The 20,900-nt window shown below is 44.9% G+C and carries 9 protein-coding genes; 8 read left to right on the forward strand and 1 reads right to left on the reverse strand.

The window, feature by feature from the left end; genetic code table 11:
• Positions 1 to 1,064: 1,064 nt before the first annotated feature.
• The 7 genes from F6K63_RS29055 (at position 1,065) to F6K63_RS29085 (ending at position 17,042) form a co-directional block, all read left to right on the forward strand.
• Positions 1,065 to 10,565: a non-ribosomal peptide synthetase/type I polyketide synthase gene (locus F6K63_RS29055; protein WP_287313867.1), complete on the forward strand. Its 9,501-nt coding sequence runs from the start codon at positions 1,065 to 1,067 to the stop codon at positions 10,563 to 10,565.
• Between the two features lie 103 nt (positions 10,566 to 10,668).
• Positions 10,669 to 11,436 (forward strand): CmcI family methyltransferase, encoded by a 768-nt coding sequence (locus F6K63_RS29060; RefSeq protein ID WP_287313868.1) that lies wholly within the window; start codon positions 10,669 to 10,671, stop codon positions 11,434 to 11,436.
• A gap of 257 nt (positions 11,437 to 11,693) precedes the next feature.
• Entirely contained in the window at positions 11,694 to 12,320 is a 627-nt protein-coding gene (locus tag F6K63_RS29065; protein WP_287257426.1) for a class I SAM-dependent DNA methyltransferase, read from the forward strand.
• A gap of 35 nt (positions 12,321 to 12,355) precedes the next feature.
• Positions 12,356 to 13,477: a TauD/TfdA family dioxygenase gene (locus F6K63_RS29070; protein ID WP_071107672.1), complete on the forward strand. Its 1,122-nt coding sequence runs from the start codon at positions 12,356 to 12,358 to the stop codon at positions 13,475 to 13,477.
• Positions 13,478 to 13,535: 58 nt separating this feature from the next.
• The gene (locus F6K63_RS29075; protein ID WP_287313869.1) at positions 13,536 to 14,282 is read left to right on the forward strand and encodes a CmcI family methyltransferase; all 747 of its coding nucleotides are present in this window, start codon (positions 13,536 to 13,538) and stop codon (positions 14,280 to 14,282) included.
• A gap of 313 nt (positions 14,283 to 14,595) precedes the next feature.
• A complete protein-coding gene (gene hemB, locus F6K63_RS29080; protein WP_287266181.1) occupies positions 14,596 to 15,618 on the forward strand; it encodes a porphobilinogen synthase in 1,023 nt (340 codons plus the stop codon).
• 371 nt (positions 15,619 to 15,989) lie between these two features.
• Complete coding sequence (locus F6K63_RS29085) at positions 15,990 to 17,042, forward strand: pentapeptide repeat-containing protein (protein WP_287313870.1); 1,053 nt, start codon at positions 15,990 to 15,992, stop codon at positions 17,040 to 17,042.
• Between the two features lie 58 nt (positions 17,043 to 17,100).
• On the opposite strand, the gene F6K63_RS29090 is transcribed toward F6K63_RS29085, so the two are convergent.
• Entirely contained in the window at positions 17,101 to 17,343 is a 243-nt protein-coding gene (locus F6K63_RS29090; protein WP_044492433.1) for a hypothetical protein, read from the reverse strand.
• Positions 17,344 to 17,745: 402 nt separating this feature from the next.
• On the opposite strand from F6K63_RS29090, the gene F6K63_RS29095 reads away from it, so the two are divergent.
• Positions 17,746 to 20,871 (forward strand): DUF1574 family protein, encoded by a 3,126-nt coding sequence (locus F6K63_RS29095; RefSeq protein WP_008180706.1) that lies wholly within the window; start codon positions 17,746 to 17,748, stop codon positions 20,869 to 20,871.
• Positions 20,872 to 20,900: the final 29 nt, after the last annotated feature.

Here is a 20,900-nt window from a genome sequence, read left to right on the forward strand (position 1 = left end):
TTGTACAAAGATGGCCTTCCTTTGATGAAACGACTAATTCAAGCTCGTTGCTCTATTACTGCTCCTCCTACTCTTCCGATACCTCTCTAAACCTGACCAAACGTCTTTCCAAAAGAGCCACACCCAAAGGATTTTGTGGTTCGTAAGTTGTTTCTTCTCAAGCAAATACTCTTGAGTCCACATTCCGCAGCATAAAACAGCAAAAGATAGGAAGAAGAACCAGTAACAGAGGTATGAGCTGCAAGATGCTTATGAAAAGCTTGTTTTAATTCACTTACACCAGCATGTATCATACTCGGATTTTATCTAATAGCTTACGGTAGAACAGGAACTTTAATAGTTTAACTCGTCTAGTAAGTTCGAAACAAGGGAATTGATTGACTGTGGGATAATCCTTGGCAGGGTTGATGGCAATAAGCCCTCTCTCCCTTATTACTGGGGTAAAGTTTAAGGTGAGCTAAGGCGCACAGGCTTGCGCGAAGGTCAAAATTATCGGTCGGTATAGCGCTACGCGCAAGGCAAGAGGCAACAGGCAAGAGGCAAAAGTTGACGTGCATTAGCTTAGGTGCGCTTTCCGCATTAAGAATTTAATTCGCCACGGGTCGCACTTTGTCAGCTTTGATCAATGTCAAACACCTTAATGCGTAGTGCTATACTATCCGAGCAGCACTGTTTTACCCCTCTTAGAAACGATTAGGACAGATTTATTGACCAGAAATTAGCCTTCGCTTCGCAGCTCCTACAGAGCATCCCAAAATTCCTGTTCACCGTTGATAACAGGGTCAAAGGGAAAAAGTAAAAGTTTTTAATTATAACTAATTATCGACCAAACAGCCAGCTAAACTAGAAACTATTCCCGGTTTGGCTTCAACCTAATGAGTAATATCATGTCCCGATAATTCCCCTTAATAACAATCGCCCCATCTCCCCATCTATCTTGGACGAGCAATGTCACAGCCCTACTATCAGTTAAGGAGTTGAGAGTAGTTTTCAGCAGCTCACCCTTGATTTATCTCTGATTATCGTTTAAGGTATCTAGTGTTTGAAAAACTTGGGATTGTGTAATGGTTACAGGGACAACGATTGAACCAAAAATCAATCTAACCGAACAAAGAACCTACTGGCAGCAAAGGCTCTCAGGGGATTTACCAGTGTTAGAAATCCCAATAGATTATCCACGTTTATCGGTGTCATCGGTAAAGGTAGCAACAGAAGTCACCAAGCTGGATAGAGAGTTTTACCAAGACCTAAAAACCCTAAGCGATCGCTTCAAGGTCAGCCCATTTACCGTCCTCCTGACCGCCTTGAAAATTATGTTGCTCCGTTATACGGGCATCGAAGATATCATCATCGGGTCTGTGGCAACTAGTGTAAAAGAAACCAGGGGATTGAAGAGCTCCCAGTCAGGGGAACACAAGAGTGGAGTTAGGATTAATCCGATTGCCTTGCGGACAGATCTAAGCAGTGATGAAAGCAGTGATATCAGTGGGAAAGAAGTTTTAAAGCGGGTTAGCCAAACCGTTGAAGAAGCGGCCTTATATCGAGATTACCCATTTGAGGAAGTCCTCAAGGGGATTAACAGCAATCAAGAATTAGCAGAAGAATTAGCAAAAGCCCCGATTTTTCAAGTGATGTTGGTGTGGTGCGATCAACCATTCCCTCTGTCACAGACAGGAATTAGTGAAGCAGAACTCAAAGAAATCTCAGCCTACACCAGCCAGTGCGATTTAGTGGTGGTAGCTAAAGAAACAGAAGGAAAATTAAGATTAAGCTGGGAATACAACACAGAGTTATTTAAATCCGACTCAATTAGGCGAATGTTGGGGCATTGGCTTTCCTTGCTAGAGGGAATGATTGCCAATCCGGAGCAGTCAATTTCTACCTTGCCCCTATTAACTGAAGCCGAACGGCAGCAACTGCTGGTGGAGTGGAACGATACCTCAGCAGACTATCCCCAGGACAAGTGTATCCATCAGTTGTTTGAAGAGCAAGCTGAACGCACCCCAGATGCAGTAGCTGTAGTATTTGAACAAGAACAACTAAGTTACCGAGAACTTAACCAACGAGCCAATCAACTGGCCCACTATTTGCAAGAACTGGGTGTAGGGCCAGAAGTATTAGTGGGTATTTGTGTAGAGCGAAGCTCCTTCAGAGCCGCTTCGCGAACGCATTTAATGCTGGTGGGACTATTGGCAATCCTTAAAGCAGGTGGGGCTTATGTGCCCTTAGATCCAGCCTATCCCCAAGAGCGCTTGGCCTATATGTTAGAAGATGCCCAAGCACCAGTATTATTGACTCATTCGTCCTTAGTTACCAATCAAGAGTCATTAGTTGCCGACAAAGAAAAATTAACAATAGTTTGCTTAGATACTGATTGGGAACTAATTTCTCAACAAAGCCAGGGAAACACCGATAGTGGCGTAAAGCCGGAAAACTTAGCTTATACGATCTACACCTCTGGTTCCACAGGCAAACCTAAGGGAGTGCAAATTCCTCATCAATCCGTAGTCAACTTTTTAACTTCGATGGCCCAACGGCCTGGATTAAGGTCACGGGATACTCTGGTAGCAGTTACCACCATATCCTTTGATATTGCCGGACTAGAACTTTACCTGCCCCTTAGTGTTGGAGCCAAGATCGTTTTGGTCAGCCGTGAAGTAGCTTCTTCCGGGCAGTTGTTGGGGAAACTGATCAAAGATTGTGACGCTACGGTGATGCAAGCCACTCCAGCCACCTGGTATTTGCTTTTAGCATCCGGTTGGGAAGGTATCCCAGGGTTAAAAATCCTTTGTGGTGGCGAAGCGTTACCCTCAGAACTGGCGGATCAGCTCCTCTCGAGGAAAGCTTCCCTGTGGAATATGTACGGTCCGACAGAAGCCACTATCTGGTCAACTGTCCATGAAGTAGCTAAAGGCAGGCAATCCCAACCAGGATTAGATGCTCCAGAATCAATCGGCCAACCCATTGCCAATACGCAAATCTATATCCTCGATGCCCATCTTATGCCAGTTCCGGTTGGAGTCGCTGGCGAACTACACATTGGTGGAGCCGGGCTGGCTAGAGGTTATCGTAATCGTCCAGATTTAACCAAAGAAAAATTTATTACCAATCCCTTTGATCAATCAAAATCAGAACGCCTCTACAAAACTGGAGATTTAGCCCGTTACTTGCCCGATGGCAAGATCGAGTTTCTCGGTCGTATCGATCATCAAGTAAAAGTTCGCGGCTTCCGCATTGAACTTGGAGAAATCGAATCAGTGCTGAACCGACATGCTGGGGTAAATCAAAGTGTCGTTGTTGCCCAGGAAAACCAAGGCAATGGTGTTTCAGGAGGGGATAAACGCCTGGTAGCTTATATTGTTCCCAATCCCAACTACCAAGGTAGTGAAGATACAGACGAAAGCGAAGCCCAAGCTATCCAAGAGCAATGGCAAGAGTTGTGGAACCTGGCTTATAGCCAAGAAGCAACTGAAGCCGATCCCACCTTCAACATCAGTGGTTGGAACGACAGCTATACCGGTGCGCCTATCCCAGCCGCCCACATGCGCGAATGGGTAGAGGGGACAGTTGAGAGGATTCTCTCCTGTAAACCCAACCGCGTACTAGAAATTGGTTGCGGTACTGGGATGTTGTTATTTCGTGTTGCTCCCCACTGTTCCTCTTACTGCGGTGTAGATATTGCTCCCCAAGCCCTGCGCTATATCCAGGAACAGATGGATAAATTGGAGGGCAGTTGGTCTCATGTAGAGCTGCGCCAGGGTTATGCTGACAAAGCGTTTGAGGAAATTGAGGTCGGAGAATTTGACACCTTAATCATTAACTCAGTGGTGCAACTTTTCCCCGGTATTGATTACTTAGTAGACGTGATTGAAACCGCAGCGAAGTTGCTAAAACCTGGGGGAAGCATTTTCATCGGAGATGTACGTAGTTTGCCCTTGTTAGAAGCTTTCCACGCCTCTGTGCAACTGCAGCAAGCTCCCACCTCCTTGACCAAAAAGCAATTGCTGCAGCGAGTGCGCAAAGCCATAGTCCAAGAGGGGCAAATGGCCATCGACCCGGGCTTTTTCACCGCCTTGGGGGCACATCTTCCCCAAATTAGTGACGTCCAAATACAGCTCAGGCGGGGGCGTTACCAGAATGAAATGAGCAAATTCCGCTATGATGCGATTCTTCATGTCGGTAAAGATATTTCTCCTACAGCAGAGCCAAGCTGGTTAAACTGGGAAGAGGCGAAAGCTAATGGTAATGATAACCAATTGAGTGGTATCCAGGAACTACTGGTGGCAGAAGAGCCAGAGGTCCTAGGTGTATTGGGAGTACCTAATGGCCGTTTGTCTGAAGAAATTCAGCTTCTGGAACTGCTGCACAATGGAGAAACTGCCACAGTAGGTCAACTAAGGGAAAACCTCCAACAGTTAAAGCTTGATGCCATAGAACCAGAAGATTGGTGGGAATTGAGCGATCAACTGCCTTATACCATTGCTATTAACTGGTCTGACTCCCAAACTAAGGGTTGCTATGATGTTTTATTTCAAAAAGGCACATTTGCACCCAAGTTCCCCATGAAGTCATCTGGTCATCTGCCCTGGACAGCCTATGCTAATAATCCCTTACAAGGACAAGTAGCCAGCCAATTGGAACCAGAATTACGCCGTTATTTGCACAAAAATCTACCGGACTACATGGTTCCGGCTGGCTTTGTGACCCTAGAGGAAATGCCTCTGACCCCCAATGGCAAGGTAAATCGCCGGGCACTGCCTGCCCCAGACCGGTCTCGTCCCGATTTGGCAACAGCTCTAGTGAGACCCCAGTCAGAAACAGAGCAAGTTATCGCTAAGGTATGGCAGGAAGTTCTGCAGTTAGAGGTAGTGGGGATTAAGGATAATTTCTTTGAACTAGGTGGTAATTCTTTACTTCTGACCCAGGTTTATAACAAATTAACAGGAACTTTTGGCTCCCAACTATCCATTGTCAAGCTGTTTCAATACCCAACCATACAGAGTTTGGCTCAAAATTTAAGTAAGGTACAAAAAGAAGAACTAGCTCTGAGTGACCGTAAACCAAAGAAAAGGCGTACCATTACTGGAACGGAAATAGCCATCATTGGCATGTCTGGTCGTTTCCCAGGTGCTAATAATATTGATGAATTTTGGCAAAATCTGCGAAATGGGATTGAATCCATTTCCTTTTTTGGTGAGCAGGAATTGGAATTAGAGGACACCACCTTATTCAACGATCCTAACTACGTCAAGGCGGGAGCCGTTTTACCTGGTGTTGAGGAGTTTGATGCTTCTTTCTTTGGCTACAGCGCCAAGGAAGCAGAAATTATGGATCCCCAACAGCGAATTTTCTTAGAATGCGCTTGGGAAGCTCTAGAAACGTCTGGCTACAATCCTCAAACCTATTCCGGATCAGTAGGGGTTTATGCTGGTTCTGGCATGAATACTTACTTAATCAACAATGTTCATCCTAACCGTAGTTTTTCCCCCCAACGCACCTTTTTAGGTTCAGCCTTCGATCTTCAGGTAAGGTTAGCTAATGGTAAGGATTTTCTGCCCACAAGGGTTTCTTACAAGTTGAATTTAACTGGGCCGAGCGTTAACGTACAAACCGCTTGTTCTACTTCCCTAGTGGCAGTACATATGGCTTGCCAAAGTCTGCAAAGCGGCGAATGTGACATAGCTCTGGCAGGAGGTGTTGCGGTGACAGTTCCCCAGAAGACGGGCTATCTCTATCAAGAGGATATGATTTTTTCTGACGATGGTCACTGCCGAGCTTTTGATGCTGAAGCGAAGGGAACTGTGTTTGGGAATGGAGTTGGCATTGTTATCCTCAAATTACTCAGCAAAGCCATTGAAGATGGGGATAATATCCAAGCAGTGATTAAAGGTTCTGCAGTTAATAATGATGGAGCCTTGAAGGTGGGCTATACAGCTCCCAGCGTGGAAGGTCAACTAGAGGTAATTTCATCGGCTATGGCAGAAGCTGAGGTCGATGCTAGTACGGTAACTTATGTAGAAACCCACGGCACAGGAACAGCTTTGGGAGACCCGATTGAAATAGGAGCCCTAAGCCAAGCATTTGCCAAGAGTAGTGATAAAAAAGGCGGTCTTGCCGAGCGTTCCCTTGCGCCTTTCGGCGGCGCGGGGTCTCGGCGCTTTTGTGCCATTGGCTCAGTAAAAACTAACATTGGACATTTGATTGAAGCAGCAGGAATTGCTGGACTGATTAAGACAGTCTTGGCCTTAAAAAACAAGCAAATACCGCCAACGCTCCACTTTAAACAATCTAATCCCAACATTGATTTTGAAAATAGCCCTTTCTACGTTAATACAAAACTTTCTGAATGGGAAAGAAATGGAACTCCCCGCCGTGCTGGGGTAAGTTCTTTTGGTATGGGAGGTACCAATGCCCATATTATTTTGGAAGAAGCACCGGAACAATTCAAAATTAAAAATGCAAAATTAAAAAATGAGCGTTCTTGGCATGTTTTAACACTATCGGCGAAAACAGATCAGGCTTTACGAGAGTTGGCAGAGCGTTATGTCAATTATCTTGATGGTGATCAAGATGCAGAGTTGGCAAATATTTGTTTTACGGCTAATACAGGACGCAAAGACTTTAACCATCGTTTAGCCGTTGTAGCTGAATCTAAACAGCAGCTACAGGAACAATTGGCAGCTTTTCAGCCACCGATGGTTGGTGTAGTAAATACTCAGCAAAAACCAAAAGCGATCGCTTTTCTGTTTACTGGGCAAGGTTCCCAGTATGTGGGCATGGGTCGTCAACTCTACGAAACCCAACCTACTTTCCGAGAAGCCCTAGATCGCTGCGACGAAATCCTGCGCTCTTATCTAGACCAATCTTTACTAGAAGTACTTTATCCCGACTCTGACCAGTCACTAGCCACTGATAACTGGTCACTGAATCAGACGGCTTATACCCAACCGGCTTTATTTGCCATCGAATATGCCCTGTTCCAGTTGTGGAAATCTTGGGGCATAGAACCCGATGTAGTTATGGGTCATAGTGTTGGGGAATATGTCGCTGCTTGTGTGGCTGGAGTGTTTAGTCTAGAAGATGGCCTGAAACTGATTGCCGAACGGGGAAGGCTTATGCAGGCTTTACCTCAAGATGGGGAGATGGTATCTTTATTGGCTTCATTAGAAGATGCGATCGCAGTCATTAAACCCTATGAAAAAGATGTTTCTATTGCTGCTATTAATGGGCCTGAAAGTATAGTCATTTCTGGAAAACGCGAAGCCATTAATGCAGTTATTACCACTTTGGAAGCTAAGGGAATCAAAACTAAGAAATTAACCGTATCCCATGCTTTCCACTCGCCATTGATGGAGCCAATGCTGGAAGAGTTTGAGCAAGTGGCTCGACAAATCAGCTTTTCTTCACCACAGATTAAGTTGATTTCCAATGTTACTGGTAAAGTAGCAACGGAAGAGATAGCAACCCCAGGTTATTGGTGTCGTCATATTCTCCAGCCAGTCCAATTTGCTGCTAGTATAAACAGTTTAGAACAGCAGGGTGTGGAAGTATTGCTAGAGATTGGTCCGAAACCAATCCTCTTGGGAATGGGTCGCGACTGTTTACCGGAACATCAGGGATTGTGGCTGCCTAGTTTGCGTCCTCAACAAGATGATTGGCAACAGCTCCTGACCAGTTTGGGTCAACTCTATGTCCAGGGAATATCGGTAGATTGGTTTGGTTTTGATATTGACTATGGGCGCTGTCGGGAACAACTACCCACTTATCCCTTCCAGCGACAGCACTATTGGATAGAAGCTCCGGATTGGTATCGCCAGGGAGTACTTACTCACCCGAATAGTAATGGTAATGGTAATGGTAACGGTAACGGTAAAACAAGCCACCACGAAGCATTGACCAAAACCCCCGAGAAGTCTCTAGAGAATTGCCTTTATCAGGTAGAGTGGCGTATCAAAGAGCGTCAGAGTTCTGCACTACTCAAGCCGAAGAACTGGCTGATATTTACTGATGCTCAAGGAGTTGGCCAGCAGTTAGTTGCCCTACTCCAGTCCCAAGACCAGGGATGTACAGTTGTCTTCCCTGGTAAGGAGTACGAACAGATAGCTGAGCACAAGTTCAGGATAGACCCTGCTAACCCTCAACACTATCAGCAGCTCTGGGAGAAAATCTCCAACATTGATGGGGTAGTACATCTATGGAGCTTAGATTCCTCCCTTGACCTAGAGTTAGCCTCAAGGATTAGCTGTGGCAGTACTTTATATCTAATCCAAACTCTCCTGAAGCAAGATGGTAAACCTCCTCGTTTGTGGTTTGCTACCCGAGGAGCGCAAGCAGTGGGAGCAAATCCTGCTGTACCTGGAGTAGCTCAATCTCCCTTATGGGGCATGGGAAAAGTTATTGGTTTAGAATACCCAGAATTCAACTCCGTCCTGGTGGATTTAGACCCCAACCCAGCAGTGGATGAGATACAAACCCTATGGGAAGAAATCCAGTCAGAGGATAAAGAAGACCAAGTAGCATTTCGCAAGCAAGCTCGTTATGTAGCTAGGCTAGTATCTCGATCCCCTGTTGTTGAAATAAACAAGCCTCTGGTGTTTGACAACGATCGCAGCTATCTAATTACTGGTGGCTTAGGAGATTTAGGTTTACTGGTAGCCCAGTGGATGGTAGCACAAGGGGCAAAAAACCTGGTGCTAGTAGGACGAAGTAGTCCTAAACCAGCGATCGACCATAAGTTAAGAAAGCTAGAAGACTTAGGTGCTCGGGTGGTAGTAGCCCAAGCAGATGTGTCTAATGCAGGGCAAGTTACCGAGTTACTAACTAAGATAGAGCAATCCTCGCTTCCTCTAGGGGGTATAGTTCACTGCGCTGGAGTTGTTGAGTTCAGCGGACTGTCGCAGCAAGATTGGCAGCGCTTTGCCCAAGTTCTGGCTGCCAAAGTGCAGGGAACGTGGAATCTACATGCTCTTACCCAAAACCAGCCTTTGGATTTCTTTGTCTGTTTCTCCTCCATTTCCTCCTTGTTAGGTTCTCACGGTCTAGGGAGCTATGGGGCAGCTAATGCCTTTCTCGATTCCATAGCAGCTCATCGTCAAGCCTTGGGATTACCTGCTTTAACCGTTAATTGGGGACCTTGGGGTGAGATAGGAATGGGGGCAAAACTGAGTACTGACCATCAGGGGCGCATAGCTGCTTGGGGGCTGGCAAACGTAGCTCCAAAGCAGGGATTGTTTGCACTGGAACAACTGCTTCAACAAGATCTAGCACAAGTAGGTGTAATGTCAGTGGATTGGGACAAGTGGCTACAGCAATTCCACAGTCTGCCACCTTTCTATGAAGATGTTGCGCCAAATATTACTGTAAATACTACTGTCAGGGAAACAAATCTTGATTTTAAGACAGAATTAGAGGCAGTTCCTGCTAACCAACGTCGGGATTTGTTAGTAGAGCGCGTTCGTACCCAAATTGCTAAAACCTTAGGATTAAGTTCTCCAGATCAAATAGAACTGGGGCAAAGGTTAATTGATTTGGGTCTAGATTCTCTGATGGCAGTGGAGTTGAGGAATCATCTCCAATCTAGCGTGGGCTGCTCTCTACGTTCAACTCTAGTATTTGACTATCCAACCATAGAGGCAATGGTTGATTATTTATCCCAAGAAGTTTTTGCTGATCTCGATTCGCCAAGCCTACCAAGCCAAAATAACTCCACTGGTAACGACTCCTTCATTTCTACCTTAGTGCCCATTCAGTCCCAGGGTTCCAAGCCTCCTTTATTCTTGGTTTCTGGAATTCTTGGCAATGTCTTTGAGTTCCAGCAGTTGGCACGTCATCTAGGTTCGGAACAACCGTTATATGGTTTGCGTACCCTCGGTCTTGAGGAGGACTTCCAACCTTATACTTGCATGGCAGATATAGCTGCCCACCATATTAAAGCTGTACAAACAGTTCAACCCAACGGACCCTATCTACTAGGTGGTCATTCTTTCGGGGGAAAAGTCGCATTTGAGATGGCTCAACAATTACGGAATCAAGGACAGGAAGTGTCAATGCTGGCCATTATGGATATTCAGGTAGAGGTTCCGGCTCCAGAAAAGGATGCAGCTCAATGGGATAATACCAAGTGCATAACCAACCTAGCCAGTATTTATGAAAGTATTTTGGGTCAAAACCTCAAGATTTCGCCAACAATACTTCAGTCTCTAGATGGGGATGAACAACTGAGCTATCTCCTGGAACAATTGCAAAAGTCTGGACAAATGTTGAGCCAAACTGAGTTGAAGCGAATTCTGGCAGTTTACAAGGCTAATACTCAAGCCAGTGCGAGCTATCTACCCCAGAAGATTGATTCAATTCCGATTAACTTCTTCCGAGCCAGTGAGGTTGGTGCTTTAGGGGATTATTTACCTAATCAGGAAATGACTCAAGAAGATCCAACTTGGGGCTGGGGTCAGCTTTCTACCCAACCCGTTAAATTGCATGTTTTTCTAGGTAACCATTTCACTATGATTATGGAGCCTCACGTTCGGATTTTAGCTGAACAGCTCAAAGCTGAGCGGGATAAGTAAACTAAGAACGGAAGTTCCCCCAAGCAGAATGAATATTATCCCAATGTAGCCGGAATTGATATAATTTGTGATCACGTTCGGTCAAAAAAACAGGAGAAAAAGAATGTCAAAAGCACAGGATATATTTGGCTATCAAAGCTTAAGCCAAGAAAAACCTCATAAAAAAGAGTTATCTAGGGTAGATCGGTTTGCGAGTATTGAGATTCGCCAAGAGCGCGGGGATATTCCCACACCAGTTTGGGAAACTCTCCTCAAAAGCAGCTACAAACAGCATTGGAAAGATTTACATATTCAGAAAAGCGCCATGGAAATGGTTATTTATCCGATGCTAATGTACGAACTACGACCAAAAACAATTATCGAAATTGGTGCATTTAACGGTGGAAGTGCAGTTTGGCTAGCAGACAATTTGCAGTTGTTTGGGATTGAAGGTCAGATCTACTCGGTTGATATAAATCTATCTTTTTTAGATGAAAAAGCAAAAAAAGACGAGCGCATTCATTTTTTAGAAGGAGATTCCTACAAAATTGATGAAGTATTTCCTGCCGAGATGCTTTCTGGACTTCCCCACCCTTGGTTGGTAATAGAAGATGCTCACTTCAATATAGTTGGAATCCTTGAATATTTTCACCAAAAAGGTTTACAGACAGGAGATTACTTGATCGTTGAGGATACTAACTTATACTGTTGGGAATATTGGAATGAAAGTTTTAATGATGAAGATAATGGAGAGGCAAAACAAGAAAAAAATAATTGTGTTAAATATTTTTTGCTAAAGTATACAAACGATTATCGAATTGATACTTACTATCAATATTTATTTGGTTACAATGGTTCAAAGTGTTGGAATTCAATTATGAAAAGAGTCTAAACAGCATGATAAAAAGCCAGAGCTATCCTGGTTTTATGAGGGGGGATAGTATAACTAATTCATGACTAAAAACCCAATTTGCTAGTTATATACCTAATCTTTTGAGATCCCCCGTTGGTCCCCCTATAGCCCTTCGGGCATAAGCCAAGGGCTTAGAACAAGGGGGGCTAGGGGTGTTCTTAACACTTAACATTTGTAACTAGCAACTTACGTTAAAACCTCTCTTAAGAATGTAGAAAATAGTGTTCATTAAAAGTATGAGCAAAAAAACAGATACGGTACATTGGGTATACAGTTCTCAAAACAATCAAGAATTAGCCGAAAGGTATGATGTATGGGCTAAGGAGTATGAGCAAGATTTGTTGCCTGAAAACTATACCGGACCCGAACCCGCCGTCGAGGTTTTGGTCAAGTATCTTTCTAAAGAAGCCAAGATATTAGATGCTGGGGCGGGAACTGGGCTAGTCGGGCAAGTTCTTCATCAGCGCGGATATGGCAATCTAGAGGCAATGGATATTTCAGCAGGGATGCTGGAAGAAGCGAGAAAAAAGAACGTTTACAGCGCACTTCACCAAGGAATATTGGGCGAACCTTTAGCGTTGGCAACGGACACCTTTGATGGGATTCTTAGCGTCGGAACGTTCACATTAGGCCATGCTCCCAGCAGTGGTTTTGATGAACTAATTCGTATTACTAAGCCAGGGGGATATATCATTTTTACTATTCGTCCCGATTATTACCAGAATAGTGATTTTAAAGACAAGCAAGCAGCCCTAGAAGCTTCTGGTAAGTGGAAGTTAGTTGAAAAAGGAGAGCCATTTGCCAACCTACCGGAAGCTGAACCAGATATTTATTTACAAGTCTGGGCATATAAAGTTTGCTAGTTCTTGGTATCAAACTAGAAGGAACATAAAAACAAATGTTGAAATTAGACTATAAAGAGTTAATTCAAAGCGATCGCTTCCTAACCCTTGGCGGGAAGCGGTTTCATTACATCTGGTTATATGACCATTGTTTGTGTCCTCGGTGTTATCATCCTAGTTCGTTTCAGAAAATTAACGATCTCAGCGATCGCCTAGAACTGCCAAAACCCAAATCCGTGCAGTTCCAAGATGAAAAACTCATCATTGACTGGGATGAAGACCCTCCCCACCGCAGTATTTTTCCCCGATCTTGGCTCCTGAGTCGTGCCTACGACCCCAAACCGGAACCCAGTTTATCTCCTAGGGAAAAGCAACTTTGGGACAAAGCTTGGTTAGATGCCAATCCACCAGAGTGGTGTGAATATGGTAATTGTTCTTTTGAATTCTGGATGAATCAACTTTCTACCCTAGGGTTTACCCTATTGCGAAAAATGCCTTGGGAGAAGTTAGAGACTTTCGTCTCTTCCATTGGACCAATTTACTATCTAGCTCAATACGGACGCTACTCCACAGTTAAGGCTATCCCAAATGGTCAAGACTTGTCTCTCTCAGCAGCGGGTAATGCCTTATCACCCCATACCGATATCACCTTCTTGCCTACCCCACCCATTGTCCAACTACTCTATTGTGTAGAAAATCAAGCTTCTGGAGGTGAATCAACCGTAGTAGACGGTTTTCGTGTGGCTCACGATTTTCGTCAAGATCATCCCCAGTACTTTGAAATTTTAACTCAAACCCCTGTCACGTTTTGGCAACTGTACCAGGACTGGGATTATTATGTTTCCCAGACAAAGCCAATTATCAAACTAAACGACAGTGAGGAAGTAACTAACATCTTCTTCAGCCACAAAAATTTGGGATTAGATTTACCATTCGAGCAGATGGAAAGCTTTTATGAAGCTTACTATGGATTCTTTCGCTACCTAAAAAAACCGGCTTACGAATACTGTTTTCGGATGCAAGCTGGAGACTGCTTGTTAGTGCATAATTTCCGAATTATGCACGGACGTAAAGCTTTTGACGCCAGTTCTGGCTCTAGACACCTGGAAACAGCATATATGGATTGGAACTACTTTGCAGGACGACAGGATTTTTACCAGGTTAAGGAAATGTTTTAAAAATCCAAAAGCCACCCAAATTAAATGAGAGACAAAAAACATCATTTTGTTAAGTAAAATGAACTACCAAACCATTATCCAACAAGCCCAGCACCAGCAAGAACCGTTAAAAGCTGATCGGTTTGTCAAAATTAGCGATCGCAAAGATGAATGCGATATTCCCACCGATGCTTGGAAACCTCTGTTAGAAAATAGCTATTTACAGACCTGGAAGGGAATCGTACTGCCCAAAGGGATAACGGAAATGGCACTTTATCCAATGCTGCTGTACGAACTGCAACCGAAAACAATTATCGAAATTGGTGCATTCAATGGTGGAGGGGCTATTTGGCTGGCCGATTGTTTGGATGTATTCGGGATAGAAGGTCGGGTTCACTCTGTGGATATAGATTTATCCCTGCTCGACGAAAAAGCTAAAGCTGACTCTCGGATTAATTTTATCCAGGGAGATTGTAACAATATTAGTGCAGCTTTTCCTTCGGAATTACTCTGTGCACTCCCTCATCCTTGGTTGATTATAGAAGATGCCCATATTAATCTAGCGGGAATTTTGGAATATTTTCACGCCTCAGGTCTCAGGAGCGGAGATTACCTGATTGTTGAAGATACCAACAAAGTCCACTGGGGATTATGGCAGGATAGTTGGGATGACCGCGACGAGATGGAGCAAGGAGCTAACAAAATGGATGACTTGAGGGATTGGTTGCAAAACCACGAAGACGAGTATCTGATAGATACCTACTATCAGGATATGTACGGCTACAACGGGTCAAAAAACTGGAATTCTATTCTCAAAAGAGTTTGAATTCAAAGGTGTCAGTCCAGTAGGGTGAATTAATAACATACCCTACTAGTTATAACGTTTCCAGTCCAGCTTGGCGGAAGTCCTGCCAGTAAATCTAGCAGCTGATCTGCCCCCAGAGCGATCACCCTATTATCCCTTACTCCCGTTAAGTAACCACTACCTTAATTGCTGATAAGCCACCGTCACTAGTCAAGTAAACCGGCAAAATCAAAGTTTTATTGCGCAGAATAATTTTTGAAACCAAAATGCTTGATAATGAACTTCACGAATTTAACAGACTTAACTCAAGTTCACATCTACTACCGGATTCACTATGTCCTTACCCAACTTGATCGACAAGTCAATAGCTTCTGACCAACTCCAATTAACCCATCGGCCTCGACGTCTGCGCCGTACAGCAGCCTTTCGTCGGATGGTCCAAGAGACTCAACTGACGGTTAATGACCTGATTTATCCAGTATTTGTGATGGAAGGTCAGGGTCTAAAACCAGAGGTTAAGTCCATGCCAGGGTGTTACCGCTATTCTCTGGACTTATTGCTCAAAGAAGTAACCGAGGCATTTGAACTGGGGATTAATGCGATCGCACTTTTCCCCCTCATTCCCCAGGACTTGAAAGATGCTACCGGTACTGAAAGCTACAACCCTGATGGATTAATCCAACGCACCATCAGAGCAATTAAGCAAGAAGTTCCAGAGCTGATGGTAATTACCGATGTTGCCCTTGATCCCTTTTCCAGTGATGGTCATGATGGCATTGTCACCGAAGATGGCACTATCCTAAATGACGCCACCGTGGAAGTGTTGATAAAAATGGCCCTATCTCAAGCTGCAGCTGGGGCAGATATGGTTGCACCTTCCGACATGATGGATGGACGCATTGGTGCAATTCGTAAAGCTCTAGATGGTGAGGGCTACACTGATGTCGGAATTCTGGCCTATTCCGCTAAATACGCCTCCGCTTATTATGGTCCATTCCGGGATGCCCTAGATTCAGCTCCTAAATTTGGTGACAAAAAGACTTACCAAATGGATCCCGCTAACGCCCTTGAAGCCCTCAAAGAAATTGACTTGGATATCTCAGAAGGGGCAGATATGGTCATGGTTAAGCCAGCGTTAGCCTATATGGATGTTATCCACCGGGTTAGACAGCATACTAATTTACCCGTTGCTGCATACAATGTTAGTGGTGAGTACGCCATGATTAAAGCAGCCGGTCAGAATGGTTGGATTGATGAGAAAAAAGTCATGATGGAAACCCTGACTAGCATGAAGCGGGCTGGTGCTGACTTAATTTTGACCTATTTTGCCAAAGAAGTAGCTACAATCCTGCAGTAAGGCATTGAACCGTAGTTAGCGGTCAGCGGTCAGTTATCAGCGGTCAGTTATCAGCGGTCAGTTATCAGCAGTCAGCAGTCAGCAGTCAGCGGTCAGCCGTTGGCCTTTGGTTGATAGCTGATAGCTGTTCGCACCTCAAGCAGCGTGGCCTTTGGCCAAGCGTGCGCGTAGCGCATTAGCTGATGGCTGATAGCTTGTAACTGAATGCTGATAGCTGAATGCTGATAGCTGAATGCTGATAGCTGAATGCTGATAGCTGAATGCTTACCTAGGCTGTAGTCTTTAGACTATAGGGAACAACACAAGCAAGCCTATAGTTGATAGTCTAGAGTCGAGAAAGGAAAAGTCGCTAGGTTACACATAATATGGTGGTGAAGCAAAATGAGCTAGAGCAATGCTATAGAGTTCTTGAACTGGAGCCTGGAGCATCACCGGAAGAAGTGAACCAGGCTTACAAGGATTTGGCATTTATTTGGCATCCCGATCGTGTGCCTGAGGATAATCCTCGCCTCAAGCAAAAAGCTGAAGAAAAACTTAAGTTACTCAATCAGGCACGAGAAAAATTGCGATCGCATCATAAATCACCCACTGCTTCACAAACACAAGCTAGGGGCAGAACACCGTATCGGAATTATCGTAATTCAAATCCCAGACCAAAACCACCACCATCAGCCCAGCCAAACCCACCAAACTATTACAAATACAAACAACCAGAACGATCTAGAGCCCAACCATCGACGACCGCTCAACCTCGGACTCCCAAGACCCCTACTAACGCTAGAGCCCAACCATACACTCCCGCCCAACCTCGGACTACTCAAGCCCAAGCTCGGACTGCCCAGCCCCCTGCTGACTCTAGAGCCCAACCATCGACGACCGCTCAACCTCGGACTACTCAAGCCCAAGCTCGGACTGCCCAGCCCCCTAGTAACTCTGGAGCCCAACCATCGACGACCGCTCAACCCCGGACTACTCAAGCCCAAGCTCGGACTGCCCAGCCCCCTGGTAACTCTAGAACCCAGCCATCCACGACCGCTCAATCTCGGGCTCCCAAAGCCCCTCCTGACTTGAGTGGTGCTGATTTTAGGGGAGCAGACCTCAAAGAAAGAGACTTCTCAAATCGGAATCTCCAATCCGCTAACTTAAGTCAAGCTAACCTAAAAGATGCCTTTCTCCATCGGGTTAATCTTGCCGGGGCTAACCTCGAAGGTGCTAATCTCTTTAGAGCCAATTTATTTCAAGCTAACCTCAGTAATGCTAACTTACGAGAGGCTAATCTGATTGGAGCTGACATGAGTGGAGCTGATTTGAGTGGAGCTGATTTGAGTGGAGCTAAAGTGGGTTCTAATGGTAAGCTTTTGGTGAAACTGACAGGGGCAAACCTAAGGGGGGCAGTTTTGCCCGATGGCAGTATCCACGACTAGGAGCAACTTTGTAGTACATCCATAGCAAAAACAACAGCAAATTTGAAGTCAATTTAAACTATTGATCATCTTGATCATCCCTTTCCAAATCTGGGAAAGGGAGAACAGGCAATCTCTGCCCTCGAAACACTTCCTCACTACTAATACCTGTAGCTTCTAACCATGAACCCATAGCTTGTATTGAGAGTATACCTAAAAGCATTGGAGCAGTCCCTAGACTTACGAAGAATTTTGTGGGCATTTCTAAATTAAACAGGTCTGCTGACCTGATTTCTGGTATTTCTGGTTGAGAAGAAGACATCTGGGTTATTTTTAGTACAAATGAACTAAACAAAGCCAAAAATTTCACATCGGGGCACAAGAGCCAGACTTCCACAGTAACTCGATTTTTATCTATTTGTAGGGTCTCCCTCCTGAGACTACTAGATAAGGGCGTTTCCCAGTTTGGCGTAAGTCCTGTTGACTCCAATATTACCTGGGATTTACCTACTGAGTCTCAAAGCTGCTTTTGTCAGCGTTCATTTGTGTAGCCCCCCTGTTTTAGAGTCTGGGCTGCTGAGGATTTCAACCTCTATTGTCAGCTAAATGAATTTTATTTGCCCAACAAATAAGTAGTCTTCAGAAAATTGTGCTTAAATCAAGGCGAGCATCTAAGATATGAAGAAATCATTCCTCCGTTACCAGTCCAGTTAATCAATTTGTGATGTTGGATGTCGATCAGAGTCTCCCAAAAGCTCCTCCGCCCTCCCTTGCCAAGTGGGCTTATTGTGCCATTAGGCAACCTGGGTTATCCATACGAATCCGTTTGCGAGGGAACAATTTGCACATTCTGTGTGAACACCCTCAGGGAGTAGAAGCCAATAAGTTAGTCAACCGCCTTATCAAAGCCCTGAAACTGCAACAGGGAGAAGTTCAGTTTCCCCTAGACTTAGCAAACCCGATCTATCAAATAATTGTTTATGGGCGTCGAGTGGGGCAGAAGCGTCCAGACTGGATTAAGCAAATCGCTATCAAACTACCGACCGATGATGCCACTAATGCTTCTAACCAATCTTCCCAGACGTCTTTCGACGCCATAACCACTGATACTGATGCGGACTTAACTGTCTCAAACGAAAGTCTTGCCCGTTCTGGTTCTCCAGATGCGATCGCTCGTTATCTCAGTGAATCCCTCAGTTACCTAGGTGTCAGTGTTAAAGTCCGGATCCAACACCAAGATTCCAAAGCTAGAAGATTTTCCGGGGCAAGTTCTAACCTTAAACAAACTAACCTTCACCCTTCACCCCCTAACCGACGGCTCTGGATAATTTGTAATTCTAACTACAGCCCCGATCCCTCCTTACTATCTGAGCCCATCATCGACCGGTTACATTCCTTGCAACTCAAAGGGTTTCGAGATGCCCTGATTTGCTTTCAGGTAAGTGGCGAAGCCACTCCTGATTGGAAGCTGCGAGTAGATTTGACCCCTCCAGAAGAAGTCCTCAAGGAATGGGCTCGTTGGGGAGATGTAGAAGCAATCCAGCGGTTATTAAATCAGGGGTTAGCAGCGGTAGGAATAACCGTTAGAGCCATTCTTAAAGAAACCACCCTACATGTATTTTCTAGCTTCATCCACCGCCGAAAAACTATTGCCCCAGAAAAAGAAACCTTAGTCAGTACCATTGCCTCAATACTCGATTTAATCGCTCCTCAAGGTATCCAGGGTGCCACTATTTATGGTGTAGAGTCAAGTCAGTTCCCTAGTCAAACCTTACTGTCTCAGGAAGCTGACTCTCTCCAACCCCCCTTGGGAAAGAATGGTCAAGCTGCCAACAATTCCTTACTGCCAGAAACCGAATCCCCAGCCTGGATTCACTGGCTCAACTTACCAGCAGCAGACCACCAGAGTTTAGGAGAATCCACCTATTCCTTAGCCCAAACAGGGCATCACGATGCCTTGACCTTTTTGTTGGAACGCTTACTTAATCCCGACATTGACCAACGATTGGTAACAGGTGGAGTAAGGGTTAAAATTCGCCGTAAACAAGACTTGTTGCACATCATGAGCGAGGCAACGGTCTGTCCTCGAAAATCTAAGGTCACTCGAAAAATTACCCGCTTCCTAGAGCAGCTGGCTATGTCGGAAATTACTGGGTTGCGGCTCTATGGACGTCGCGCTGGTGCTACCTCCCCCTCCTGGAACTATGGAGTTGATTTTGTTCATCGACAGCGTCTAGTCCCAGAAGCTACCCCAGAGTTTGCTGCCTCAGATGCCTACCTGAGTGATTTGGTTACTCCCAGTGGGGAACCAGTACTGCGTCGTGATCTAACCCACGACGATCTCAACCAGGGTTTCAAAGGAGCAGTTGATGGTTTAGTTTACATACTCCAGCGTTTGCTATGCTACTCTCAGCTATTTGTACCAACTGTAGAAAACCAAGACATGGCAGCCTTCTCAGACAAGAGACAGGCTAGGGGAAAATTGTCTATCCAAGGCGTAGCAGTAGGCATGGTATGGGGCGTAGCAGGATTACTACTAACACTGATCACAGATTGGCGCTTTAGTGAGCTGCTACAGTCTCAAGCCTCACCATCAGCAGAAGTAAAGGCAGTGACGAACTCATCACCCAAACCCATTGCTTTGCCCCAAATATCTTTGCAAAAAGGGGCGGGTCTCGGGACTGAAAACTTCAATACCTCTGGGTTTACTGCTCCTGGGGATACCATGGTGATTGTGAATGAAAACGGCAATGCTACCATGGCAGCCATGCTGGCCGCAGCGCGATCGCCCAATCCTTCATTCAATAACCAGATGTTAGATGAAAAGCTAGCTCTGTACCAACAACGCCTGCTTCAGAGTGGTATCCCTGATGTACTGATTATGGGCAGTTCCAGAGCCATGCGGGGAATCGATCCCATTGCCCTCCAAAATGCCTTGGAAGAACAGGGCTATCCTGGCATTGACGTGTTTAACTTTGGGGTTAATGGTGCCACAGCTCAGGTAGTAGACTTCATGGTTCGGCGCGTCTTAACTCCGGAGCAACTGCCTAAATTGATTATTTGGGCTGATGGGGTCAGAGCCTTTAACAATGGTCGAGTTGATGCTACCTACAACTCGATTATCGCATCACCAGGCTACCAAGCTCTAATGGCAGGAGTTTTTCCGAACCGCACTAAACAACCACTATTACCGACAGATGCCACAGACCAACCTCTAGAGGTTTTTAATGATAGTTATCAGTTAATCAGTGACTGGCTAAATCAGTCAATAGCCAAAATTTCCTTAACTTATCCTCACCGAAGCCAGCTCAAATCTCTGTTACGGGAAAAGTTGGTTGACCTAGAAAAGTTCCTCCAACTAGACACAACCGAGACTGCCAAAAAGCCTCAAAAGACATTATCCCCAACCTGGAAAATTGACTTTGATGGCTTCCTTCCCCTGTCAACTCGTTTTAACACCGCTACCTACTACCAGAAACATCCTAAAGTTCCCGGTATTTATGATGGTGATTACCGGTATTTTCAGCTAGGAGGTCAGCAAGACAAAGCCCTAAGAAATTTGCTGGAATTTGCCCAGAAGCATGACCTTAGTATCGTTATGGTCAACCTACCCCTGACTAAAGAATATTTAGATCCAGTGCGGAGCAAATATGATAAACAATTTCAGCGATACATGTACAACTTTGATCTAGAAGGGGGATTGATTTTCCGAGATTTCAATAAGATGTTGCTAACTAAACATGACTACTTTTCCGACCCCAGCCATCTCAACCGCTATGGTGCTTACCAAGTTTCTAAGCAGTTGGCTAAAGATCCAATGATGCCTTGGTCATTAGTCATTAGTGATTAATAATTAATTATTAATCAGTTTTAAATTAA

Origin of the sequence: Moorena sp. SIO1G6 (genome assembly GCF_010672795.1) — a bacterium.
Taxonomy (GTDB): domain Bacteria; phylum Cyanobacteriota; class Cyanobacteriia; order Cyanobacteriales; family Coleofasciculaceae; genus Moorena; species Moorena producens.

Bases quoted from the DNA above. Each gene is read 5' to 3' on its own strand.
- F6K63_RS29055 (WP_287313867.1), top strand. From the start codon at position 1,065: ATGGTTACAGGGACAACGATTGAACCAAAAATCAATCTAACCGAACAA.
- F6K63_RS29060 (WP_287313868.1), top strand. From the start codon at position 10,669: ATGTCAAAAGCACAGGATATATTTGGCTATCAAAGCTTAAGCCAAGAA.
- F6K63_RS29065 (WP_287257426.1), top strand. From the start codon at position 11,694: ATGAGCAAAAAAACAGATACGGTACATTGGGTATACAGTTCTCAAAAC.
- F6K63_RS29070 (WP_071107672.1), top strand. From the start codon at position 12,356: ATGTTGAAATTAGACTATAAAGAGTTAATTCAAAGCGATCGCTTCCTA.
- F6K63_RS29075 (WP_287313869.1), top strand. From the start codon at position 13,536: ATGAACTACCAAACCATTATCCAACAAGCCCAGCACCAGCAAGAACCG.
- hemB (WP_287266181.1), top strand. From the start codon at position 14,596: ATGTCCTTACCCAACTTGATCGACAAGTCAATAGCTTCTGACCAACTC.
- F6K63_RS29090 (WP_044492433.1), bottom strand. From the start codon at position 17,343: ATGTCTTCTTCTCAACCAGAAATACCAGAAATCAGGTCAGCAGACCTG.
- F6K63_RS29095 (WP_008180706.1), top strand. From the start codon at position 17,746: ATGTTGGATGTCGATCAGAGTCTCCCAAAAGCTCCTCCGCCCTCCCTT.